This window comes from Nostoc sp., assembly GCF_036916975.1.
Lineage (GTDB): Bacteria > Cyanobacteriota > Cyanobacteriia > Cyanobacteriales > Nostocaceae > Nostoc.
Genome location: NZ_JBALFF010000040.1, coordinates 17642 through 40292 on the forward strand (window position 1 = coordinate 17642; position 22651 = coordinate 40292).

Here is a 22651-nt window from a genome sequence, read left to right on the forward strand (position 1 = left end):
GAACGAAGCCCAAACAAGCGCCGAACTTATTGATAACAACCACTGAGGAGTTTAACTATCACAATAATCAAAATAGCCACAACCAAACTGGGAGAGTAAGCAGCAATAGTATAGCCCCAGCAGCTAAGGCAGTAACTGCTAAATCGCGATCGAGGTTGAATGCCTCAGCAATTACCAGTGTGGCAAAAGCTGGAGGCATGGACATTTGTAAGACAATTACCTTGGCGATCGCCCCAGTTATCCCAAACAGTGGTAAAATACTACCTAAGATCAAGGGAACTACCAACATTTTTATTCCCAAGCTCATTCCTACTTGTGGTAAACTACGCCAAGATTTGAGCAGCGCCAGTCGCATTCCAATTAACACCAGAGATAAAGCTACGCTACTCCAAGCAAATTTCTCTAAGCATAATTCCGCAACTGTGGGAATTGTCACCTGCCGAAACAGCAAGCCAAATCCGAAACCCCACAGCGCAGGATTAATTAAGATTGCTCTAGCAGTCTGCCAATGATTCTGGACACCACCGCCAAAACGGGCTGCTAGGAACACACCCAAGCCATAAGTTCCTGGGAATGAACCTAACAAATCGTAGAATAACGCCCAAGCGAAGTGTTCCTTACCTACCATTGCTAAAGCGATCGGAAAACCAAGATAACCTGTGTTACCCAACATTGCTGCTAATATCAAGCTAGCCTGAGTTGGTGGTAGGGGGACAGTATTTCTAAAATAGGCTTGTGCTTTAATTCCTAACCAAGCTAAAAATGCTCCTAGTAAAATGGCTAGGTAAGCGAAGGCAGGTGCAATCCAAATTTGCCCCGATAAACTAGATTGACGCAAAAACGATACTATGCTGATGGGTACTCCCACCCAAAAAAGGAACTGTCCCAAACGTGTAGGAACTGTCACAGGAAGTTTGCGTCCCAGAATAAAACCTACCAGCACTAATCCACCCAGCTTGACGTATAGTTCTAAAAGGTTTGTCAAGATTGCGCCTAAAAACCACAGATGTAAAATGCTACCTGTTACGTTTACTTTTGTCCAGTGCAAAATCTGTTATGGCTATTCCACAAAAACAGGAGTTTACCCTTGAATAAGGCAGGGTTTTCTGGAAAACCGCAAAACTCATCGAATGACTTTGGTGATGATATTCCAGTGGCTGTACGCGATACCCCTGATGCAACACCTAAATTTTGGTTGCAACCCCGAATTCTGCTAATTGGGGGAGTAACGGGATTTGTCTTGCTATCTTTAATTAGCAGTTTTTTATTTTTCGTCACTGCACCTAAAAAAACTGCCGATTCTCAACCTTTACCAGTTACTCCTACTCCGGCAACGACAGCAGCATCTAATAATACTAGCGAGACTGTGTTAGGGCATTTTCCATACCCAGAAGCCCCGGAATCAGAACTAGTAACTATCTCGGCAAAGAGGGGCATTAGAATGCGAAAAGCTGCCGCCCAAAAGTTTGAGCAGATGGTAGCAGCAGCGCGGAGTGCAGGTGTAATTTTAGTACCAATTTCTGGCTTTCGCTCAGTCAAAGACCAAGAGCAGTTGTTTTTTGATGTCGGTGCCCAACGAAATCAAACGCCAGCACAACGAGCAGCCCTGAGCGCTCCTCCTGGTCATAGCGAACATCACACAGGTTATGCTGTGGATATTGGAGACGGAGCAGTAGCAGCAACTGATGTCCAACCTAATTTTGACCATACCAAGGCTTATCAATGGCTGCAAGCAAATGCAGCGCGTTTTGGCTTTGAAATGTCATTTCCTAAAGATAATGTTCAAGGTGTGAGTTATGAGCCGTGGCACTGGCGTTTTGTAGGCGATCGCAATAGCTTAGAAATGTTCTACAAAGCCAGAAATTTGAAACCTGTTAAGATGCCTCAATAACAGAGGTTTACACAGAAAGAGGATGAGATTCTGGTTGATTTTATCGATGAATTTTTGAGACAAAATGAACCCTCCAGCAAAATTGATCGCAAGGGTACAGCATGACCAAGGGTAGCAAGCCAGACAATGAGGGTGCAACTCCAGAAAAAATCTCTCGACACGCAGCTACAGAACGTCGGCAATGCTACGAAATAGAAGCAAAATATGGGTGGAAACTACTACGGATAGAACCAACTGGAGACAAAATTCTTAAATACAATTGTGTATTTGAAGGCGAAACCGAATTCCCGAAATATATGGAGGATTAACCGATGGGACGAAAATACATCATTTTCCGTGCCGAGATGACTGAGGAACATGACGCCCAAAAAAGGTCACTTACTCACACTGGAGCGCTTACCGACATCCTTGCTGAACATTTTGACTCTTCGTCACGCGCCTTACCTACACCCGGTTATAGGTTAAGGGAATATCACAAAATTGAACAGTTCGCTGATTCTCGGTTTCCAGATGCTAGTACTCACAGTAGAGTGGGGAATTGGGAAGTAACGAGGGTTGAAGAGTATTCCTCAGAACTGCCGATAAGCGATTTTGAAGCAATAATTATTTGTTATTGCCATTATTCTCCTGTAACTACTTCCTTGGAACCACTACCTGAAATTCAAGGTACGCAAAAGTTGCAGGAAGTTCAATAGGAATTGAATAAGGCTCATGTCAGGAGTCATTAGTTTTACTCCCTCTCCTTTAATGGAGGCTGAAGCACTACTTTGCTAAGAACTGGACAGTAGTATTCAGCAATTTTTTTAGCGATCGCATCTGGTCGGGAAATTTTATCTAGATTGCAAAGTAAAATTACGGTAATTTTGTCATCAATAAAGCGGGTAATGTTACTTGCAAATCCTAAAATCGAACCATTATGACCAACTACTCGGCGATCGCCATAATTAAATACCCACCAACCTAAACCTGCAACATATCTCAACTTTTCCCAATCATCCCCCTGATTGGGAAAATGAGGAATCCACATCAAATCAAGGGTTGATTGCTTTAGTAGAGTTGCACTAGAAAGCGCCTGTTCCCACTTCACCATATCTTCTACACTGGAAAGTTGACCTCCAGCAGAATAAGTAACCGAAGGACTGTAGTAAGGTTTGTTAACGAGTTTGCTGTTTTGCAACCGATAGCCAGCAGCCCGATGTGGCACTATGTCACTAGGATCATTCATCACGGTTGCATTCATTCTCAAAGGAGCAAAAATGCGATCGCGCAACAAATCTCCATAAGATTTTCCAGTTACCTTTTCTAGGATCAAACCCAGTAGATAGTAACCTGTGTTGTCATAGGCGCTAAACTCACCTGGTTGGAACTTGAGGGGTAGGTGAGTAACTAGAGCCAAAATTTCAGATTTCGATAAATTAAGATGGGTAATTTCCCAGTAGTTTGGGGCATCGGTATAACTAGGAATTCCAGACTGATGAGACAGAATATGCTGGATTGTGACATTTTGCCACGTTATCGGTAGATAATCGAGATAATCTGCGTAGTTTACCGCCGCAGGCATCGCATCTTCTAGCGAAATTATCCCTTGTTCCACTAGCATCATTATGGCTGTAGCTGTGAAAGTTTTACCAACAGAGGCAATTTCATAAACTGTATGTTCAGTCGCTGGAACAGAGTGTTCAATATTCGCCAGTCCATACCCCTTAACTAAAACAGGTTCACCTTCCTGTACCACTGCAACAGAAAGCCCTGGAATTTGATTTTGAGTCATTATGGCTCGAATATAGCCGTCAATCATAATTTGATCTGATTTTTGTTTGACGATTACGAATTACGCCCTGCGGTGCTAAGGGACTTCCAACAAATAAATTACCACTAAAACCCCCTTAAGGTAACTTAATTTAAGTTCACCTGCGGTGCTAAGGGACTTCCAACAAATAAATTACCCCACAATAAGTAGTTGAGTATTTTTTTATTTGTCAGTCCCTGGTACTAATCTCCAGTCACATGTCCTGAACTCTGAGTTTTAGCTTCTGATGGATCAGGCTGAGGTTTTTGATACTTACCTGGATACTTATGCTGAAAATAAGCTTCCAACACTTGTAAAACCATTGGCCCGCAAATAGTACCGCCATGTTCGCCGGTATTTTCACCAAATGCCACAACCACAATTTCTGGCTTATTACTGGGGGCATAAGCACCAAACCAAGTATGATTGGGGCGACCAACACCAGCTTCAGCAGTGCCACTCTTCCCAGACGCTGGGGCAATTGTTGGCACGTTCAAGTGCTTACCTGTACCCTCACTCACTACCCTCCGCAGTCCGTCGCGGAGAACTTTGATAGTTGCTGGCTTCATATTTAAGGATTCTCGCCAACTTTTTGCTTCTTCGTTGTCTTTGAGCAAATGCGGCTGAACTCGATACCCACCATTAGCCGGCACAGAAAACATAATCGCCGATTGTAGGGGTGTAACTTGTAAAGCACCTTGACCAATTGACATATTAATGGTATCTCCTACAGTCCAAGGTGTTTTCAAAACCCTCTGCTTCCATTTTTCATCGGGAACCAAACCTTTTGATTCTTCACCCTGAAATTCAATGCCAGTTTTTTGACCAAACCCGTATTTACGACTCCATTCGATTAAAGTTGGGCCACCGACTTTTCTGCCAACTTGATAGAAGAAAGTATCACTACTCATTGCGATCGCTCTGGGAAATCCTAATGGCCCAAATCCGGCGTGATTCCACTCACCAAAAGTCACCCCACCAACTGTCAAAGAACCAAAGGTCTGTAATATTGTATCAGGAGAAAATTTACCCGATTCCAACCCAGCTGTGGTAGTGACAATTTTGAAAGTACTGGCGGGGGGAAAGGCACTCAAAGCCCGATTGACCAAGGGATGATCTTTACCTTGTAGACTTTCCCAATCTTTCTGGGAGAGTTTTTGTTTGGAGAAGATATTTGGGTCAAAGGTGGGGTAAGATACCAGTGCTAAAACAGCACCGTTATTCGGATCGAGTGCTGCGATCGCCCCTCGGTGATTTCCCAAAGCTTTTTGGGCAGCCTTCTGCACATCCAAATCTATAGTCAGGTGCAAATCGTTACCAGCTTTTGCCTGTTTCTCCCCCAAAACCCTAATTGGTCTACCCGCACCATCCACTTCGACTTGCTGACCCCCCCATTCACCGCGCAGCATTTTCTCATAAGCCTTTTCCACCCCCATCTGACCGATTACATCTCCGAGTCGGTAGCCTTGCTGCTTTTTGTCCTTTAACTGGTCGGGGGTCAACTCTCGCGTATAACCTAGTACATGAGCAAATTCCTTGCCGTGCGGATAATAACGCACAGAATCTGTATTGATTTCTACTTCTGGGAGTTCATTTTTATACTCCTTTAATGCAGTGATTTCTGCTTCATTTAGATCGCGAGCCACCCGGATGAGTGAAGAAGAATTAGCACCAGCTTGTTCTAATTTCTTTTCCATTTCATCTTGGGGAATGTTGAGAATTTGCGCTAGACGCGGCCCGACTACAGACCAAGAAGGCTTAGTATGTGCCATCGGCCACAAATATACAGAGCTAGGATAGCGAGTAGTGGCTAAAAGTTTACCGTTGCGGTCAAAAATATTTCCCCGTTCCGGTTGTTTGGAGATCATCCGAATTCGGTTTGCTTCGGCTCGTTCCCGGAGTTTTGGTCCTTCAACAATTTGCAAATATGCCAAACGCGTCCCAATACCGCCGGTCATTAATAGGGTAAATACGATTAAAAATATTGATTGGAAACCACGTCCAACTGTACGTGTATCTTTTTTGCTGCCAATTGATGGGAATAAAGACATAAGACAAATAATGATTCTAATAGGGGTATTATCTGTATACAATTACCCTAAACTGATGTCCAGTACTGGGTATAAAAGAATTGGGCAAGTATCTTCTTGAACAATTGTTTTTGGCGGATACAATAAACCAAAGTGTCAAATCTAGTCTGCCCAATAGACTACTGACATCACGTAATATCACGGCATTCTACTGAGGATTATGGCTCAAATTGTCATGCAGAATCAAAGGGGGATAACAACTTTTCAGCCACTAGATGTTGAACTGCGTAACGTGTTCAAGTTTTTTAACCAAGAACCAGCAGTAAATGGAATCGATTTGGATGTTAGACAGGGAGAATTTTTTAGTATTTTAGGCCCCTCCGGTTGTGGTAAAACAACAACACTGCGTTTAATCGCTGGGTTTGAAATCGCTGATGCTGGCAAGGTGTTGATTCAGGGTCATTCTATGACTAATGTGCCGCCTTACCGCCGACCCGTCAATACTGTATTTCAAAGTTACGCCCTATTTAACCACCTGAATGTCTGGAATAACATCGCCTTCGGACTGCGGTTAAAAAAAATACCCAAATCGAAAATTGAAGCTAGAGTCCAAGAAGCTTTAAAACTCGTGAAAATGGAAAGTTTGCGATCGCGCTTTCCCAATCAACTTTCTGGTGGTCAACAGCAGCGAGTCGCTTTAGCAAGGGCTTTAGTTAATCGCCCCACCGTCGTATTACTCGATGAACCTTTAGGGGCGTTAGATTTAAAGCTACGTAAAGAAATGCAGGTGGAGTTATCAAATTTACACAAAGACTTGGGAGTGACCTTTGTGATGGTGACACACGACCAAGAAGAAGCATTGTCTTTGAGCGATCGCATTGCCGTGATGAACCAAGGTAAAATTGAACAAGTTGGCACTCCTAGCCAAATCTACGAACGTCCTTGCACATCTTTTGTTGCTGATTTTATTGGTGATACTAATTTATTTAGCGGTGAAATTGTCGCAGTAGACTCTTCTAATATTAAAATTTCGACAAAAACGGCACTCTCAATTATCATTAGCCGCGCTGAAAATACACCATCTGAATTATCACAAGCAGTCGTAGTGAGTGTCCGTCCAGAAAAAATCCAGCTTTCTCTTTATCCACCCAATTTGCCAACTAACTCTTTTGAAGGAAGGCTTGTCAATGTTATGTATTTGGGTACACATGTTAATTATGTTGTGGAATTAACAAATGGCATTAGCATAAATGTGTTGCAACCGAATACTTTTGGCGTTTTAGTAGACCGCGACACGCCCATCTATGTTTGGTGGGCAGAAAATGATTGTTTAGCTATTAGTCAATAGTTATAAGATTCAATAATGGAATAAAACCTTGACCCTGTACTAGGAGTATTAACCCATGCCAATGCAAAGAGTTCCTTGGGTGTCCCTGGCGTTAGTACTGCTTAGTTACAGTACTTTGGGCTGGCTAATATCTGAAACACGCGCTTCTGTGTCGATGTGGCTGGCGACTGTCGTTGCTATCTTACTTTTAATAGTAACGTTGACCATTCCCTGGACGAAAATAACATATTACTTCAGTATTTTACTTAAATCAAATACGAGGTCTTTCGCCGTTGCCGTTGTAGCAGCTTTCTTGTTCTTTATTATGATTGCCTGGTTTCGAGTATTTCTTGATACTTTGCTAATCGTTTCGGCAACTATATTAGTCAAGATAGACTTTCAAACAGCAGGTCTTAGGGCAGGGCTAGCCTTTTTAGCTGCATCTATCTTTTCATTGAGCGGTTTGGCCTTGGGTGCGCTAATCTACAAATTAATATATTCTTGATCGTAAAAGCTAGCGATGCCTGCGGGGCGCTACGCCAAGGCTTCAAAACCAGTATTATTTAACCACAACTTTCTTTTTAGCTCAGGTTTCCAACTTGTTAAAAAAAGTCGGAAATCTTCTGCAATACTTGCTTGGTTTCAAAATGCAGGCTGTTCAAACAGCAGTATAGATAGGAAAAGATCCATGACAAAAATTGATATCCAACTAGTAACCACTGCTTTTGTTGCCGATTCTCCTACTTCCTTCGCTCCTCCCTTAGTAGTTAATCCCCAACTACAACCAATAACAGCAACTATCACCCCAAAAATAAAACCTTTTAGCAAAATAATAAACAAATCTGACGGTTCTAAAAAATTTCTGACTGATTCTAAAAATATTTCGGGAATAATTTTGTAAAAATATGATGCGGCAAAAACTCCGCCGAAGATGCCCGTAACTAAAGCTAAAATCGTCATCAAAGGCATCATTAAACTACAAGCAATTACTCTAGGAACTACTAGATAATCAATTGGATCAGTTTTGAGCATATAAAGTGCATCAATTTGCTCTGTGACTTGCATTGCTCCTATTTCTGCTGCAAAAGCAGAACCTACTTGTGCGGCCATAATACTAGCGGTCAAAATAGGAGCCAATTCTTTACAAAAAGCGAAGGCAAAAGCACCTCCCACAGCATCGATAGCCCCAAATCGGATTAATTCTCTTGCCATCTGAAGAGTAAAAATCATCCCTGCAAAACCACTGACAAGGAGAACTGGAAAGATAGAACCTGGCCCTGCGGTCGCTAGATGTTGCAGAATCTTGCGATAGTACGTTTTTCCTTGGAGTAAATGTAGCCACACTTGACCGAAAAGCAGTACTGCTATAAAACAGCGTACAATCCAAGATTGCTCGAAATTTGTTTTTAGTCGCAATTTTATCGTCCTTAAGACTGGCTTTTTATGGACATTAATTTTGTCTTTTGAGCAAAACGACCCTGCTGAGATGATATGCAGCTTTTTTAACTCTTCTCGGTGGAAAACACGCGCCAGATAATAAAAACCGTAAGACCTAGATAGGTGAATACTGTCAGCCATTCTTGCCAGCTACCAAATTCATTATTCATCAGCAAAAGCCGGAAAGTTAATATTTTTAGATCCTACACGCTGACGCTGCCAGTCGCTTGGTGTATTTTGGGAGATAAAGGCTACTCAAAAATTTTTAGCGAATTTTCCGGAATCGATAACAGCAAAGTGGTATTACTTATCAGAGCATCGATATTATACTGAACCTCTATAACTAACCTTCGGGGAATATAGCCCCATTGTTTACGCTCAAAAGCCTGGTCACAAAGACTGGGCTTTTGATCTTTATACCAAGATTAAGTAAGTGGGTCAAATTAAATATAAAACCTCACCCTCAATCCGGCTTCCCTCTCCGATATTTTGGAGAGGGATTGAGGGTGAGGTTTGATCTTATATTTAAACTGTCTAGGTATCAAATAAAACTTTATTTTAGAAACTTTTAAGAGATTTTATCGGTCTGGTTTTCCAAATTCTGCAAAAATCAACCAATGTTATCTTCTGCTCAAGGTATTCCCGGATTACCCGATTTGACGCATCCGATTGAGCTTGTCCAATTTGGAACCCAGGCGCTCAAAGCTTCACTGTTATTAGTATTTTTGGTTGTAGCTTTGGGAGTTGCGATCGCACTGATGAGTTTTTCTCTCCGTCGAAGCCAGCCGCAACAAGTTATAATCGGCGAATGGGCTATTGGTTATTCTCAACTGCTGCAAGGATTACAGCATTTAACCTTAGTATTAATTCTATTAGTACCAGGATTTTTTCTCTGTTCAACTTTAAGCAATCGCTACCACTACTGGGAACAAGCAAGGGTGGCTCAAGTTGCTGAAAGTGTTGCAGGTGATAGGCTCGAACAATTTGCGCCGCAAGTGCGCTACTCTATTCAAGAGCCATACTCTTATAACACTCAAGTCAATGGCAAGATTGTTAAGGTAAACCAGACGCGAGAGATTAACCGCTTCTTAATGCTGGCTGGTTCGCAAATTCAAGTCAAGCTTGACCAAAGCGTAGATGTTCCAGGTCGCAGTTCGATTTATCAGGCAAATTATACTGCCGATTATAAAGTAATTAACCAGCTTAAAGATATTAATAATTTTTTCTTTGAAGCACCGCCACCCAATGGCTATACACTGCTTGCTAGCTATAAAGTCGAACGTGATGGTACTAGGTTACAACAAACCAATCCGGGAGACTATGGCTTTCTCTTCCAACTACAACCAGGAGAAGAAACCACTTTTCGAGTCACCTATCAGGCTCAGGGAGGGCCTCGCTGGGTTTATAGCGCAGGAGGACAGTTGCTTTCTAATTTTAGCCTCATAGCAGTTGCTAACTTTGCTCCGGCTGATTTTGCTAGTGGTATTGTACCGAATGAAATTAAAGTTAACGGACGCAGTACGCAATTTACTTGGAAATTTGACGATAATGTTTCAGTCAAAAATCCATTTGGAGTGTTTACCAACACCGAACCTATTCGTCATACTGGCGTAATTCCGCGTCTTTTATTGCTAGCACCAGCAATATTTTTGTGGTGGATATTATTGTTATATTTGTCACTGCCAATGAGTTTGAAAAATATTGCGATCGCTGCTAGTATTTTCTTTGCTTGTTTATTAATGTTGACCTATCTGGCCCGCGTCATGAATGCTCAGTTGGCTTGGACTTTAATTTCCATCATCTTACTATTTCTGACATGGGGATTGGGCGCAAGTCGCAGTGCTTCTCTTGCTGCTATTATCTGCACTATTGCTGGAGCAGTATTACCCATTTTTGGCTTATTAATACCGTTTAGTGGACTAACCCTCAGCCTCGCGGGTTTGCTTTCTGCCGTCTGGCTAGCAGTTCGTCACTGGTAGGGTTGGTACAGTTTGCACCCAAAAGACCAAAGATTGTAGGGCTTTAGAAAAATGCTAAATATTAAGTGATTCCGCTATGATTAGCGAAGTTTTAGTAAATAGCACTTATGGATAACGATTTACTGGCTTTTTGTGCGGGTGCTGGCTTACTCGTCCTCTATCTCATCTTTTCTGCATTGACTGAAATGGGAACTAAATTACCTTGGAAGAAATAAGCTGATAGTGCGATAAACTTGCTATAAATTTACATTTTTCAACCTGATTCGGCTTGAAAAAAGCAATAAACATCCTTTAGGCTGAGTTAATATACTTATTGTTCGAGGGAATGCCAAATGCGCGATCCACAGAAGAACCAGATTAAAATCGAGCCAGGAACCCTCGTATTAATTGTGTCCCTACTAATACTTTTGCCTCTACTGTTTGTTGGTTTTTTATCGCAATGAGTTTGCTTTTATTCTCGAATGAATGTTAGAGCGATGCCTATGGCGGGCTATTCGGCGTTGCTCTTTATATCAGGTGCGTTAACCTACTATTAACGCACCACTATAGCGGTTCCCATTCAGATGCGGTACAACATTATATCGCCAGTTGTAAGGGCATGGCACTGCCATGCCCCTACGGATGTACCTCACATAAACTCCTAACCGCTATACCACTCGAAAACTACTTAGGCAAAACTTGCCGTAGGGCTGCTAAAAGTTGGTCAACACTTTCCTTTCGACTATTAAAGCCCATCAATCCGACGCGCCAAACAAGACCTGCTAGTTCGCCAAGACCATTGCCAATTTCAATATTATACTCATTGAGTAACTGGCGAGCGATCGCTTTCCCATCTACCCCTGCGGAGATGCAGACAGTAGTGAGCGTTGGCAGTCTATACTCTATCTAAGCTTAAGACTAAAAAACTGATTAACTGGAGATGCAGACAGTAGTGAGCGTTGGCAGTCTATACTCTTGCTCAACGTGCATACTCAGTCCTAAATTCTCCAATCCTTCCCAGAGATATTCTACATTTTTTTGATGCCGCTGCCAGGAGTTTGCTAATCCCTCTTCTGCAAGCAAACGTAATGCTTCCCGCAATGCATAATATAAATTAATCGGTGCTGTATGGTGATAGGTGCGTTCAGCGCCCCAATATTTACCCAGTAACAACATATCCAAATACCAGTTTGCAACCTTTGTTTGGCGCTGTTGCAATTTTTCAACTGCACGCGGACTCATTGTAAAGGGCGAAGCACCAGGCGGGCAACCCAACCCTTTTTGGCTACAACTATAGGCTAAGTCAACTCCCCAAGCATCCAAAAACAAGGGGACTCCACCCAAACTTGTCACCGTATCTACGTACGTTCAGCTTCACGCTTAGGTCAAAGCGATTTGGGTGTTAATCGTCAACGAATAGAAACGATTAGAGCCAAGTTAAAATAATTCGTAATTCGTAATTCGTAATTGAATTAGTTAAAAATTTACACCACAACAAGTAAGCTGATTCTAAGTTATGTAGTTAGAATACTTAAGAATAAGGGGGAGGTGGATACACAAAGCTGCAATTTGAATGAGGATTAAGTAGGTAGGCAAGATAAAACCAAACTATGTAACGAAAAGTAAAATCTCTGTATTTGGCTCGTAGTTGCGCTTTAGCGCATCTTTATCTGGATGCGGTAAAGCGCAACTACGAGGGAGTGATGATTATTTACACCCGCTTACTTAGCTTAAAAAACACCAAATTGTAAAATTGGTGTGGTGTTTTGATTAGTTATGAATTACGAATTAGTTATTTGCGATCGCAACATTTGTGAAACTGAATTTGTTTAAAAACTTTGACCCCCGCCCCAGATTGATAATTGCTGTCGGACTTGCTGTATTAGTTTCAATAATTCTTCCATCTTGGCTGCACTTACCGACTCGCATTCTCTGTGCTTGGAACTTTGCTGCTGACTTTTTCTTAGCCGTAACCTGGTGGAAGATGATCAAAGCTACCCCAGAAAAAATTCGCCGTTATGCTGAGAATGAATATGAAGGACATTTAGCTATATTTCTGCTGGTGATAGCTGCGGCTTGTGCTAGTGTTTTAGCGATCGGGTTTTTACTAAGTAATAAAAAAGGGTTATCAACAATTCTGCTTAACCTACATGTCATACTTTCAATTATGACTATTGTTGGTTCCTGGTTACTAGTGCATACGATGTTTGCAGTGCAATATGCACACAGTTATTACAAATCTATTAGTCGTAATAATAGAGAAGAAATCACCAAAGGTTTAGATTTTCCTAATAACGACTATCCAGACTATTGGGAATTTTTATATTATTCATTTGTAGTTGGCATGACAAGTCAAGTTTCAGATGTGCAGACGACATCACGCGATATAAGGCGCTTGACTCTGTTACATAGTATATTATCGTTCTTTTTCAATACCACAATTTTAGCGATGAGCATCAATATTATTGCATCGCTGATTTAAAAATCGCTTAACTCAGCCATAAGTATGATTATTTACTTCTCTACTTTCAGAAAGAGGAAATTCTATTGCAAGTTTTTTAACATGAACTTAACTTGAGATAATCGGAGTAAGTTTATGGCTGATCAAACAATAAATGAATTACCTGCTGAAATTCAAGAACAGTTGCCCGAACACGCACAGCAGATTTTTGCAGCAGCACTTAGCGCTGCTCAAAGTGATGGTTTGAGTGAAGAGGGTGCGCGTGAAATTGCTTGGAATAGTGTAAAGAATGAATACGAACCAGGCAGTGATGGTAAATGGCAGAGAAAGCCTGAAGACACTGCTATACATAATAAATCTGTTGTGTCTGGTGGCAATTGAGTAAGTTTAAGCTTGGCATAGCTATCTTTTGTTAGAGGTAAGGCAAAATTTAAAGGTGAATTCCATTTTTACGAAGCGGGGATGGAATTCCCTTTTGCTTTTTCATAAATTTTTGCCAGATGATAGACATTTTGAAGAAACTAAGTTTGATTCGTGAAAAATATAAATAATAAAACGAACCGCAAAGTTCGCTAAGGGCGCAAAGGGAAGAAAGAAAAAAGGGGAGCATCCCGTCAGGTGCAAAAAGTTTGTGTTTGCCCTCATCCCCTAACCCCTTCTCCCTTCATATGGGAGAAGGGGAACTAGAATTATGTCTCCCCTCTCCCACCTGAAGGGAGAGGGGCTGGGGGTGAGGGAAAAGATTTAAGCACTCATTGAGATGCTCCCGAAAAAAGAGATATATAATTTTCACAAATGATTTAGGATGATTCAATTTCTTAAAACTTTTGCTCAAGATACCTCTTGCAAAAGTCCCTAACAGCCCTCCCCGATGCTTTGGGGAGGGGAGCGTAAGTTTACTCAAATGCGGGGTGAGGTTCTTTATTTTTGATTTATGCAAGAGGTCTAAGCTTGTTTAGCCATTACTGCTAAATTCATCACAGATTCAGGAAATTGGCGTTTTAATGCTGGAAAAACCGGACAAGGCGCTTGTTCTTGTAAATTGTCCGGTTTACTCCAAGTAAAGGGGGCTTTCTGCGCTGCTGACATCCACACCAGACGCTTTGCTCGTGTCATAGCAACGTATAGTAAACGGTACTCCTCAGATATTTTCAAGTGCTTTGCTTGTTCCCATGCTTGTGTAACATCTGGGATGGTAGATTCAGCGTGGAGAGCAGCACGAATTTGGGCGCGGGCTACTTCTGATAAGGTAAAATCCCCTAAAAACTGGCTTTGGGGAGGAACCCAAAATCTCCCAGGAATCAAGTTTTCGTGGAGAAAGGGAAGAAATACATAGTGCCAATCTAGCCCTTTGGCTTTGTGCATAGTAATAATAGTCAGTTGACCGCGACGAGTGTAACGTTCTTCCGAATCTTCGGTTTCCACTGGTTCAAACCGTTCGGAACTGACGATTTCACTTAAAGCTGACAGCATTCCCCCCATCGAACTATTGCCTGCTATCTGCTGGTTTACCCGTTCTGCGAGTTTGTCAGCAGTTGCCAATTCTGCCTGGTCGTAATTTAAGGTCAAGGCGAGAAAGGAAATTAGCTGGTAGAGGGGCAATTCTAAGCGGGCGCGAAGTAAACTGCGACACAAACGAGCAGCTTTATGGACTGTTTCTGGCTGGGGTACTGCTAGGGGTCCAGGATACAAAAATTCTTCTGGGAGACTAGCAAGGGCGTTGAGGTCTTGAGTAGGAATTAACTGGCGCTGGACTAATGCTTCTAGGGCGGCTTTGAGGTAATCGGGGGAGTGGGGGCGATCGCAAAATTGCAGCAATGCTAAAATCTCTTGGGGAACATGGGAACGGCGATCGCGTTCTCCCACATCGTACAGTGTAATATTATGCTCTTTGCACACAGGTGTTAGAGCTTCTGCTAACCATCGTCCTTGGCGATTTTCTCGGACTAAAATCGCTGCACTATTTTGTGTTGCGTCTTCGCCAAATAACTCGATTATTCTTTGAGATAACAATTCAACGGTGTGATGAATGTCACGCGGAGTATAAAGTTCTAGCCCTCGTCCTACTGGTGCTGGATTGGCTCCCTTTTGCGGATCGCCAACTTCAACAGGGCGAATTGTCTGCAAGCGAAATGGTACTTGTCGGTTGTCAGGAGTTTTTTGTCCGTTATTCGTTGTTGCTGACGACTGTTTATTGATCCATTTGAGGGCAAAGTTAGCAGCTTCAATGATAATTCTAGTACTGCGACCAGCTTGATCCATCGTTGCCAATCGTTTGATGCGATCGCACTCTTCGCAAAATTGCCGAAAATAAATCGGATCGGCTGGGGTAAAAGTAGAGTTAATTGCTTGATTGGGGTCACCAACTCGGACTAAGTTGAGTGAGGAGTTAGGAGTTTGGAGTGAGGAGTTAGGAGTTTGGAGTGAGGAGTTAGGAGTTTGGAGTGAGGAGTTAGGAGTGAGGAGTGAGGAGTTATCTCCCTCATCTCCCCCATCTCCCTCATCTCCCTCATCTCCCTCATCTCCCTCATCTCCCTCATCTCCCCTCGCTCCCCCATCACTCGCCAAAATTTCTAAAAGCTGCGTCTGAAGTGGGCTAGAATCTTGGGCTTCGTCTTCAAAGACTGCAAAAACTTGGTTTTGCTCGATGCGACGGGCGCTGTCATTTTCTAAAACGCGCAGTGCGGCTAAAATCATATCGTCGTAATCAATGAAATCACGCGATCGCATTAAGTTTTGATATTGCTCATACAATCCCGCCGCTACGCTCAAAATTGCATATTCGTCTGTGGTTTGTTTACTCCACTCTCGCAACCTTTGTGGCGATATCCCAGAACTTTTTGCTTCATGAATTACTGTATTAGCTAATTCCGGTAATACTTCTGTTCGCAGCACCGATTGGCGACGCAATCTTTCTGTCTCTTCTCCGTCAAATTGATGACCTTCTAGTAACCGTAAATATATTCCTGGATTGTTCGCAATCCATTGCTCTACAGCTGTTCGGATAAAACGGTGACTTTGGGTTGGTGTAATTAATGTGACATTTTCTAACTGCAAACCTGACAAATTAGAATGCCGACTGGCAATGTTTAACGCTAGACCATGTAGGGTATAGACAAAAAATCCAGTCTGAGGTAAAAATAAATCATCTCGTAAGAATTTGCGAATCTTCGCTTTAATATTGGCAGCAGCTGAACGAGTAAATGTGACGACTACTAATTGACGACGCGAGGATGAACGTTCATACTGACGGGCGATTGCGATCGCAGCCGCCGCCGCCATACCAGTAGATTTGCCTGCACCAGGAACCGCAGAAATAGCCAAAGGGCCAGATTGCCAGTCAGCCATTTGTTGCTGTCCAGGACGTAGACTATTGCGAATTGCTAGAATTTTCTCCCGCAGAGAAGAAACAGGCGATCGCTCAGATAATTCTGAGTGGAGTGATTCTGGAGCCAGAGGAGCAGTAAATTTAGAGTCTGACATACCAAATTTTATATATTAAATATATGTTATGTGTTGAATGTAATTTCCAAACCGCAGATATGAATAATTTTCGCTGATTCGTAATGCCAAATTACTAAATTCCTGATAGTAGTCTATCAAGTTTTATTGGGATGCTCCCATTTTATTTAAGTAAGTGGGTCAAATTAAATATAAAACCTCACCCTCAATCCCTCTCCAAAGTATCGGAGAGGGAAGCCGGAGGCAGAGTGAGGTTTATTATATGTTTAATTACGTCTACCTACTTAATAGGTTCGTAAGTAAGTCGGTGAGAATAAATAAAACTAGATTGGGGACTTCCAACAAATAAATTACCCAATCTTGTGGGGTATTTTTTTATTTGTCAGTCCCCAGGGCTATTTCATTCTATTTTTACGGCAGTTTTTAGGAATCTTTTTCAGAAAAATAAGAATTTAAACGCGATTTAAGTTGAGAACCGTAGTTTTTGCCCTCACCCTAAATCCCTCTCCCAAGTCTGGGAGAGGGACTTTGAAAACGTCACATTTTAGAATGAAATAGCCCTAGTTAGAGTCCTGTCTAAAATGGAATTATTCGTCAATCTGCCAGGAATCTTTAGTTAATTCTTCATCCAAAATTTTCTTAGGACGAACAATGATAATAATTTGTCCTAGTAAGGGAATTTCTGGCTCAGTTTCAAACCACTGAAAATTTAATTCCCCATCATTTTCAACGACAAAGTAGCTGGAGGCATCCCATTCTCGTTGGGCCCGATCTACCACAACGACGACTGACCCTATTTGGCTTTGGGTTTGGATGGGGAAGCGATCGCTATTTGCTAAAATCACTACTGGATCAACTGCTGCTAACAACACTTGCCAACCTGGTAAGGGTACCCAAGCTTGCTCTCCAGAAAACTTGACCATCCGAAATGGTTCAATTTCTGTCAATATCGGCACAGCTTGCAAGTCTTGCCGTGACAATGGCAATTCGCCTACCACCGGCAAGATTCGGGGTAATTGTTCTTCAAATTCCAGACGGTAAAAGGGTAAAATTGGCGCTGGACGCTGGGGAACGGTAGTAAAATCAGTCAGTAGTTGTTCGATTTTTTGCCTTGCTCCTGGCGTGTGAGCAAAGCGTAAACCTTTGGCAATTAGGCGCGATCGCTGTTGTAAATCTGCATTTTGGCGGGCTAGTTTCCAAACTTGATGAGCAACAGCATCTCCAGGATGGGCAGAAAATCCTTCTGGTAAAGTGCGGAAATAGGAGTACTCTTTAATTGCTTTTGCTATATCCCGTGCCTCATCGGCATCAACGTTGTGGACGAAGATTAGTTGGGCGGCGGCGGCGCGTTCTTCTTGGGTGAGCAAACGCAGTTCATATAAAACATCACTCCCGCGTGTGGCATAGTGCGATCGCGTTTCTTCTGGGACTCCAAACTTTTCTAAAGAATTGTAAACTTGAGAACCAACAACCACTTGATTTTGTTGAATCGGCTCAAATCCAGTCGCCTCAAAAATGTCTTGGGGGTTGTAACCGGTTTTTACTAGCGTGGCGATCGCGGCTCCCCATTCCACCCAGTTGCCTTGTTTTTGCCTCAGTCTTCGCAATAATTCTTGTGCTACATCGTTGGTAGCATTTTCTTCGGGATTCTGAGCGTTGGGTGGTAGATCAGTCATAATCAGAGTGCGAGCTTCAACTTGAGAGGTTGATTAATACCTCATGAGCAAGTCTTATTCTAATCTATGAACTACCCATACCTACTGCCTTGAGTTGATCTGTCGAAACTTATCTAGTTAATTATTATTGGGCAATTTTTTTTTGCTTCAGATATTAGGGCAGACAAATATCCTCTGTAAAATTCCCAGTTACCGTATTGAAACAGGCAAGTTAACTCCGTAAAAACCCCTGATAATTTTCGGCTATTCTCAACTAAGCTTCGTATGGAATATAACAAGATAGTGAATATTTAAAGGAAATATCTTATGGATAAGCCCAGTCTAGAAATTAATAAACTCCAATATCAAGTGATGACTCTCGAACAACCAAAAAAGCTGAAAATCCTGGTAGTTGACGATGAGCCAGATAATCTCGATCTGCTTTATCGCACCTTTCGCCGCGACTTTAATGTTCTCAAAGCTGATAGTGGGGTAAACGCCCTAGAAGTTTTGGCAGCAGAAGGCGAGGTAGCGGTGATTATCTCCGATCAACGGATGCCAGAAATGAAAGGAACTGAGTTTCTCAGCAAGACTGTACCTCAGTTTCCCGATACGGTTAGGATAATTCTGACTGGATTTACTGATATTGAAGACTTAGTAGAGGCGATTAATGCAGGGCAAGTCTACAAATATATCACCAAGCCTTGGGACCCAGGCGAACTGAAGGCAGTGGTGCAAAGAGCAGCAGAAACCTACGACTTGCTCAAGCAACGTACAGAAGAATTACGCCGTTCTCATGCTCAAATGGCGCTGCTAAGTGTTTTGGTACAGGTAACTCAAGCAGCTTCTAGCTTAGAAGAAACTCTCGCTCCAATTGCTAGGGCTGTGAGTGAGACTTTTGGAACAGACGGGTGTATTCTAGAACTTACACATGGAAATACTCTAATTGCGACTCAAGGAACTTACAGCGATACAGGTACAATAGAGAATTGGCTATCTATTGACCCACTAACAAAGGAAGCGATCGCCACTGGGCAGATGCAAGTTTCCTTAAATATACCTAAAGACACTAAATTAGTTGATGCTATCCACTACAAAAATACGGGTGTGCAAGCACATTTAGTTATCCCAATTAGCTACCGTCATCAACTTTTGGGCGTATTATCACTACAGTGGAAACAACCCTGCACTTTACGGGAAGATGAATTAATGCTAATTAATTTATCAGCCCAACTGATAGCGATCGCTCTTACTAGTTGTCATTAGTCATTTGTCATTTGTCAAAAACTAATACCCTATGCCCTATGCTCGATGCCCAATACCCCATGACTAACGAAATTCAATCGATTTTTAACCGTATTGCTCCGGTTTATGACCAGTTGAACGATTGGTTGAGTCTGGGACAACATCGAATATGGAAGGAAATGGCAGTGAAATGGAGTGGAGCTAAATCGGGTGATACAGCATTAGATTTGTGTTGCGGTAGCGGTGATTTAGCTTTACGTCTGGCACGGCAAACAGGAGCAACAGGGAAGGTGTACGGAGTGGATTTTTCCCCCAACCTACTAGAAAAAGCTTCATTACGCTCCCAAAGACAGTATCCCCAACCTGGGTTGGCAATGCCTGCCGTAGGCATCGCCTGGGTAGAAGCCGACGTGCTAAATTTACCCTTTGAGGATAACCAATTTGATGCTGCAACAATGGGCTATGGTTTAAGAAATGTTAAAGATATTCCCCGCAGTCTTCAAGAGTTATACCGGGTTTTGAAGCCGGGTGCTAAAGCCGCAATTTTAGACTTTCATCGACCGAGTAATCCTCAGCTACGTGCCTTACAGCAGTTGTATCTGGACAATTTTGTGGTGTCAGTAGCTAGTTATTTAGGTTTAAAAGAAGAATATGCTTACATCAGCCCTAGCTTAGACCGCTTTCCCATCGGGAGAGAGCAAATAGAGTTAGCGCGGCAAGTTGGTTTTGCTGTTGCCACACACTACCCCATTGTGAACGGTATGATGGGAGTGCTGGTAGTCAGCAAATTTTAGATTTTAGATTTGCAATTTTGGATTGGGGACTGCGGAATAGATAATAGGTAATGGAGAATCCTTAGTGGTTAGTGGAAAAAGAACTAACAATTAATAACCAGCAAATACCAATTACCAATACTCAATCCCTAATTTCTAATCTAGAATCCAAAATCCGTCTTGGTGCAGTCGCCTGCGCAGGGAAACCCGTCCGCAGCGCTGCACCGCAAAATCCAAAATCCAAAATCCTGTGGACTGGTCTCATTCTTGGCTTTATGTGTCTCCCCCGGTACTGGGTGGAATTATTGGCTATTTCACAAATGATATAGCCATAAAAATGTTGTTCCGTCCTTACCTAGCAATTTACATTGCTGGACGAAGAGTACCCTTCACTCCTGGATTGATTCCCCGCAACCAGGAACGTTTAGCTTTGAACATTTCTAAGACAATTATGGGGTCACTCTTGACACCACAAGAATTGCAAAATCTGGCGCGGCGTTTGTTGCAAACAGAACGCGTGCAATCAGCAATTCTCTGGTTGTTGCGGCTGGCTATTGAACAAATTAAAACAGATAAAAACGAGAAAAGTGCCAAAATTGTGGCAGGGATATTGCGGGATTTACTAGGGGAATCCTTGCCACGCTTACTCAAAGTTTTGGCGCGGCGTGAAGACTTTTTGGAAGCGCAGATCAATCAAATTTTTGACCAGATATTACTGGAATTTCAATTGAGTGAAGAACAAGCCACGCGGCTTGCTGATTGGTTGTTGCAAGCAGTTTTACCGCCAGATGCACTGCGGCAGACGATAGTTGATTTTTTGACCGATCGCACAATTCAAATTATTGATGAAGGCTTCCGCGAAAAAACCAGTGGGACTTATTGGGTAGTAGCAAATTTGTTTGGCTTACGTAATACTCTCACACGGCTACGGACTTTTTGCTTGGATGAAAAGGAGGCTGCTAATACTCGTTTGCAGGAATTGACTCAAGATTTGCAAATGCGCGATCGCATTCGGAAATTACTCCAAAATTTATCATTACAAAACTTGCCAATGGCGACGGTGCGCCAACTCCGAAAGACCACCCGCGAAAGTGTCCGTCATTATCTACAAAACAGCGGCAGCGATTTTTTACAAGGATTAACTGATTCTGTTGATTGGGAAAATATTGCTGTAGTCCTGCTAAATCGTCTGAGTAGTTCACCTGTTGTCAGTACTTCTTTAGAAGTCATGAGTCAAGAGTTGGCTTTAATATTAGATAAGTATTTGGAAAAAGATTTAGAAGCGATTGTGGCGCAAGCAATTCCGATTTTGTCAATAGATCAAGTAATAGTTGACCGGGTAAAATCAACTTCACCGGCTGATTTAGAAGCTGCAATTGAGGGAATTGTCAAAAATGAATTGCAAGCGATTGTAACTTTAGGCGGTGTTTTGGGTTTTGTTGTAGGGTTATTCCAGACAGTGTTTTTACTGTTGGTTCAACAGTAGTATGGTTAGTTTTTAATGAATAACTGAGTGATAAGTGGAGTTGATTCAATTGCTTTGATTGCTCCAAAAGTTTTTGTACCAATTGGTATTTTTACCATATATATCTATAAAAATCTAGTTAGGTCTACTTTTACCTTGCCAGTCCAGTATAAATCCTAAAAAAGCGATCGCCTTGGCACACTAGGCGATCGCTTCTCAATACTGGTAGGTTTAACAGTTTTAAATCGTCTATAACTCACCTTCTATCTCTTTTTGTAACAACTCTGCCTCCTCCAGTGATAATCCAGTGACTCTTACCACTTCTGCCAAAGGCATTTGGCTTTTGAGCAGATTCACAGCCACCAGGCGAATACCTTGTGCTCTACCTTTTGCCTGAGCCTCAGCCTCAATCTCTTGAAAAATTACAGATTCGCGCATATTGTCTCTCCGTAATACTCTTTGAATTAACCCTTTCTCTAATACTAGACCAGCTAAAATTGCTGTGGCAGCTGCGACATTATTCTGCAACCGTTGGTCAGGAATCCCGATAATTTCCTGTGCTACTTGCTGTAAGATACTTGCACGGTCATCTGTCCCACCCAACACCGCGAATGGAAGTAAACCTGGATAGCGCAAAAATACCTCTGTCGGCTGTTCCCATAATCGAACTACCTCGAACTCGTGGGGAGTACCAGCAATGGTAAAAGTATTTTGTTGCACGAGTTCTGAGCTTGTTTCTTTAAGATAGATCACCACTTGACGCATCTGCTTTTGGGGAAAGCGGCGATAGACTCGCAGTCGATAGTCAATCATGCGAAATGGCATATTAACATCGGGTTGAGTCTGAAACTCTAGGTGAAGCACTAATTCTGTCGATTCCAATAAAATTAGTGCATCGGCTCGAATAGGTTCTAACGAGAGTTCAGAAGGACTTAACTCCGTGAGGGAAATGGGTTCTCCTAACAGCCAAGTGGCAAAGTCGGTGGAAAAGTTTTCGGCGAGAAATTTGCAGATGTTATCAAACATCCAAAAATCCTACCACTCCAAAGCTTTAAACTGAGTCGTAAGTAGGTAGGCAAGATAAAACCAAACTATGTAACGAAAAGTAAAATCTCTGTATTTGGCTCGTAGTTGCGCTTTAGCGCATCTTTATCCGGA

At 42.3% G+C, this 22651-nt stretch carries 18 protein-coding genes and 2 pseudogenes; 12 read left to right on the top strand and 8 right to left on the bottom strand.

All coding sequences use genetic code 11. The annotated features are described in order from the left end of the window. Positions 1-67 precede the first annotated feature (67 nt). On the bottom strand, positions 68-985 hold the full coding sequence (locus V7K73_RS09185) for an AEC family transporter (RefSeq protein WP_334879209.1): 918 nt from the start codon (positions 983-985) through the stop codon (positions 68-70). 102 nt (positions 986-1087) lie between these two features. On the opposite strand from V7K73_RS09185, the gene V7K73_RS09190 reads away from it, so the two are divergent. The 3 genes from V7K73_RS09190 to V7K73_RS09200 all read left to right on the top strand — a co-directional run bounded on the left by V7K73_RS09190 (position 1088) and on the right by V7K73_RS09200 (position 2586). Beyond that, on the top strand, positions 1088-1891 hold the full coding sequence (locus V7K73_RS09190) for a M15 family metallopeptidase (protein WP_334879177.1): 804 nt from the start codon (positions 1088-1090) through the stop codon (positions 1889-1891). A 101-nt stretch (positions 1892-1992) separates the two neighbouring features. Next, positions 1993-2199: a hypothetical protein gene (locus V7K73_RS09195; RefSeq protein WP_334879179.1), complete on the top strand. Its 207-nt coding sequence runs from the start codon at positions 1993-1995 to the stop codon at positions 2197-2199. Between the two features lie 3 nt (positions 2200-2202). Next, entirely contained in the window at positions 2203-2586 is a 384-nt protein-coding gene (locus V7K73_RS09200) for a hypothetical protein (protein ID WP_334879181.1), read from the top strand. 35 nt (positions 2587-2621) lie between these two features. Here the strand turns inward: V7K73_RS09200 and V7K73_RS09205 are convergent, their stop codons facing one another. Both V7K73_RS09205 and mrdA read right to left on the bottom strand, forming a co-directional pair. Beyond that, positions 2622-3689 (bottom strand): serine hydrolase domain-containing protein, encoded by a 1068-nt coding sequence (locus V7K73_RS09205; RefSeq protein ID WP_334879183.1) that lies wholly within the window; start codon positions 3687-3689, stop codon positions 2622-2624. 194 nt (positions 3690-3883) lie between these two features. Next, positions 3884-5731, bottom strand: a complete 1848-nt coding sequence (mrdA, locus tag V7K73_RS09210; RefSeq protein ID WP_334879185.1) for a penicillin-binding protein 2 — start codon at positions 5729-5731, stop codon at positions 3884-3886. A gap of 199 nt (positions 5732-5930) precedes the next feature. On the opposite strand from mrdA, the gene V7K73_RS09215 reads away from it, so the two are divergent. Together V7K73_RS09215 and V7K73_RS09220 are read left to right on the top strand one after the other, a co-directional pair. Further along, the gene (locus V7K73_RS09215; RefSeq protein ID WP_334879186.1) at positions 5931-7058 is read left to right on the top strand and encodes an ABC transporter ATP-binding protein; all 1128 of its coding nucleotides are present in this window, start codon (positions 5931-5933) and stop codon (positions 7056-7058) included. Positions 7059-7113: 55 nt separating this feature from the next. Continuing rightward, positions 7114-7542, top strand: a complete 429-nt coding sequence (locus V7K73_RS09220) for a hypothetical protein (protein ID WP_334879188.1) — start codon at positions 7114-7116, stop codon at positions 7540-7542. Positions 7543-7679: 137 nt separating this feature from the next. Here V7K73_RS09220 and V7K73_RS09225 read toward each other — a convergent pair whose 3' ends face one another. Beyond that, on the bottom strand, positions 7680-8615 hold the full coding sequence (locus V7K73_RS09225) for an MlaE family ABC transporter permease (protein ID WP_442936746.1): 936 nt from the start codon (positions 8613-8615) through the stop codon (positions 7680-7682). Positions 8616-9091: 476 nt separating this feature from the next. Here V7K73_RS09225 and V7K73_RS09230 point away from each other — a divergent pair, with 476 nt between their 5' ends. After that, a complete protein-coding gene (locus V7K73_RS09230; protein WP_334879190.1) occupies positions 9092-10453 on the top strand; it encodes a hypothetical protein in 1362 nt (453 codons plus the stop codon). A 663-nt stretch (positions 10454-11116) separates the two neighbouring features. Here V7K73_RS09230 and V7K73_RS09235 read toward each other — a convergent pair. Next, a pseudogene (locus tag V7K73_RS09235) lies at positions 11117-11794 on the bottom strand (aminotransferase class V-fold PLP-dependent enzyme); the annotation flags it as partial. Between V7K73_RS09235 and V7K73_RS09240 the strand changes: the two are divergent. From V7K73_RS09240 to V7K73_RS09250, 3 genes and pseudogenes are all read left to right on the top strand, one after another. Then, positions 11789-11878 (top strand): annotated as a pseudogene (locus tag V7K73_RS09240) (DUF1499 domain-containing protein); the annotation flags it as partial. The pseudogenes V7K73_RS09235 and V7K73_RS09240 overlap by 6 nt on opposite strands. 367 nt (positions 11879-12245) lie before the next feature. Further along, positions 12246-12914, top strand: coding sequence for a DUF1345 domain-containing protein (locus tag V7K73_RS09245; RefSeq protein ID WP_334879191.1), 669 nt, complete (start codon positions 12246-12248; stop codon positions 12912-12914). A gap of 114 nt (positions 12915-13028) precedes the next feature. Next, on the top strand, positions 13029-13274 hold the full coding sequence (locus tag V7K73_RS09250) for a ChaB family protein (RefSeq protein ID WP_334879193.1): 246 nt from the start codon (positions 13029-13031) through the stop codon (positions 13272-13274). A 564-nt stretch (positions 13275-13838) separates the two neighbouring features. Here the strand turns inward: V7K73_RS09250 and V7K73_RS09255 are convergent. Further along, the gene (locus V7K73_RS09255) at positions 13839-16376 is read right to left on the bottom strand and encodes an ATP-dependent helicase (protein WP_334879195.1); all 2538 of its coding nucleotides are present in this window, start codon (positions 16374-16376) and stop codon (positions 13839-13841) included. A gap of 566 nt (positions 16377-16942) precedes the next feature. Beyond that, on the bottom strand, positions 16943-18031 hold the full coding sequence (locus V7K73_RS09260) for a RuBisCO accumulation factor 1 (RefSeq protein WP_334879197.1): 1089 nt from the start codon (positions 18029-18031) through the stop codon (positions 16943-16945). A 306-nt stretch (positions 18032-18337) separates the two neighbouring features. Here V7K73_RS09260 and V7K73_RS09265 point away from each other — a divergent pair, with 306 nt between their 5' ends. From V7K73_RS09265 to V7K73_RS09275, 3 genes are all read left to right on the top strand, one after another. After that, positions 18338-19276 (top strand): response regulator, encoded by a 939-nt coding sequence (locus V7K73_RS09265; RefSeq protein WP_334879199.1) that lies wholly within the window; start codon positions 18338-18340, stop codon positions 19274-19276. Between the two features lie 59 nt (positions 19277-19335). Then, on the top strand, positions 19336-20049 hold the full coding sequence (gene ubiE / locus V7K73_RS09270) for a bifunctional demethylmenaquinone methyltransferase/2-methoxy-6-polyprenyl-1,4-benzoquinol methylase UbiE (protein ID WP_334879200.1): 714 nt from the start codon (positions 19336-19338) through the stop codon (positions 20047-20049). Between the two features lie 229 nt (positions 20050-20278). Then, positions 20279-21514, top strand: coding sequence for a DUF445 domain-containing protein (locus V7K73_RS09275; protein ID WP_334879202.1), 1236 nt, complete (start codon positions 20279-20281; stop codon positions 21512-21514). 228 nt (positions 21515-21742) lie between these two features. On the opposite strand, the gene V7K73_RS09280 is transcribed toward V7K73_RS09275, so the two are convergent. Continuing rightward, entirely contained in the window at positions 21743-22519 is a 777-nt protein-coding gene (locus tag V7K73_RS09280) for an Rpn family recombination-promoting nuclease/putative transposase (RefSeq protein ID WP_334879204.1), read from the bottom strand. Between the last annotated feature and the right edge of the window lie 132 nt (positions 22520-22651).

Excerpts from the sequence above, each read along its gene's own strand:
- V7K73_RS09195 (WP_334879179.1), top strand. The coding sequence starts at position 1,993 with ATGACCAAGGGTAGCAAGCCAGACAATGAGGGTGCAACTCCAGAAAAA.
- V7K73_RS09200 (WP_334879181.1), top strand. The coding sequence starts at position 2,203 with ATGGGACGAAAATACATCATTTTCCGTGCCGAGATGACTGAGGAACAT.
- V7K73_RS09205 (WP_334879183.1), bottom strand. The coding sequence starts at position 3,689 with ATGATTGACGGCTATATTCGAGCCATAATGACTCAAAATCAAATTCCA.
- mrdA (WP_334879185.1), bottom strand. The coding sequence starts at position 5,731 with ATGTCTTTATTCCCATCAATTGGCAGCAAAAAAGATACACGTACAGTT.
- V7K73_RS09215 (WP_334879186.1), top strand. The coding sequence starts at position 5,931 with ATGGCTCAAATTGTCATGCAGAATCAAAGGGGGATAACAACTTTTCAG.
- V7K73_RS09220 (WP_334879188.1), top strand. The coding sequence starts at position 7,114 with ATGCCAATGCAAAGAGTTCCTTGGGTGTCCCTGGCGTTAGTACTGCTT.
- V7K73_RS09225 (WP_442936746.1), bottom strand. The coding sequence starts at position 8,615 with ATGGCTGACAGTATTCACCTATCTAGGTCTTACGGTTTTTATTATCTG.
- V7K73_RS09230 (WP_334879190.1), top strand. The coding sequence starts at position 9,092 with ATGTTATCTTCTGCTCAAGGTATTCCCGGATTACCCGATTTGACGCAT.
- V7K73_RS09250 (WP_334879193.1), top strand. The coding sequence starts at position 13,029 with ATGGCTGATCAAACAATAAATGAATTACCTGCTGAAATTCAAGAACAG.
- V7K73_RS09255 (WP_334879195.1), bottom strand. The coding sequence starts at position 16,376 with ATGTCAGACTCTAAATTTACTGCTCCTCTGGCTCCAGAATCACTCCAC.
- V7K73_RS09260 (WP_334879197.1), bottom strand. The coding sequence starts at position 18,031 with ATGACTGATCTACCACCCAACGCTCAGAATCCCGAAGAAAATGCTACC.
- V7K73_RS09265 (WP_334879199.1), top strand. The coding sequence starts at position 18,338 with ATGGATAAGCCCAGTCTAGAAATTAATAAACTCCAATATCAAGTGATG.
- ubiE (WP_334879200.1), top strand. The coding sequence starts at position 19,336 with ATGACTAACGAAATTCAATCGATTTTTAACCGTATTGCTCCGGTTTAT.
- V7K73_RS09280 (WP_334879204.1), bottom strand. The coding sequence starts at position 22,519 with ATGTTTGATAACATCTGCAAATTTCTCGCCGAAAACTTTTCCACCGAC.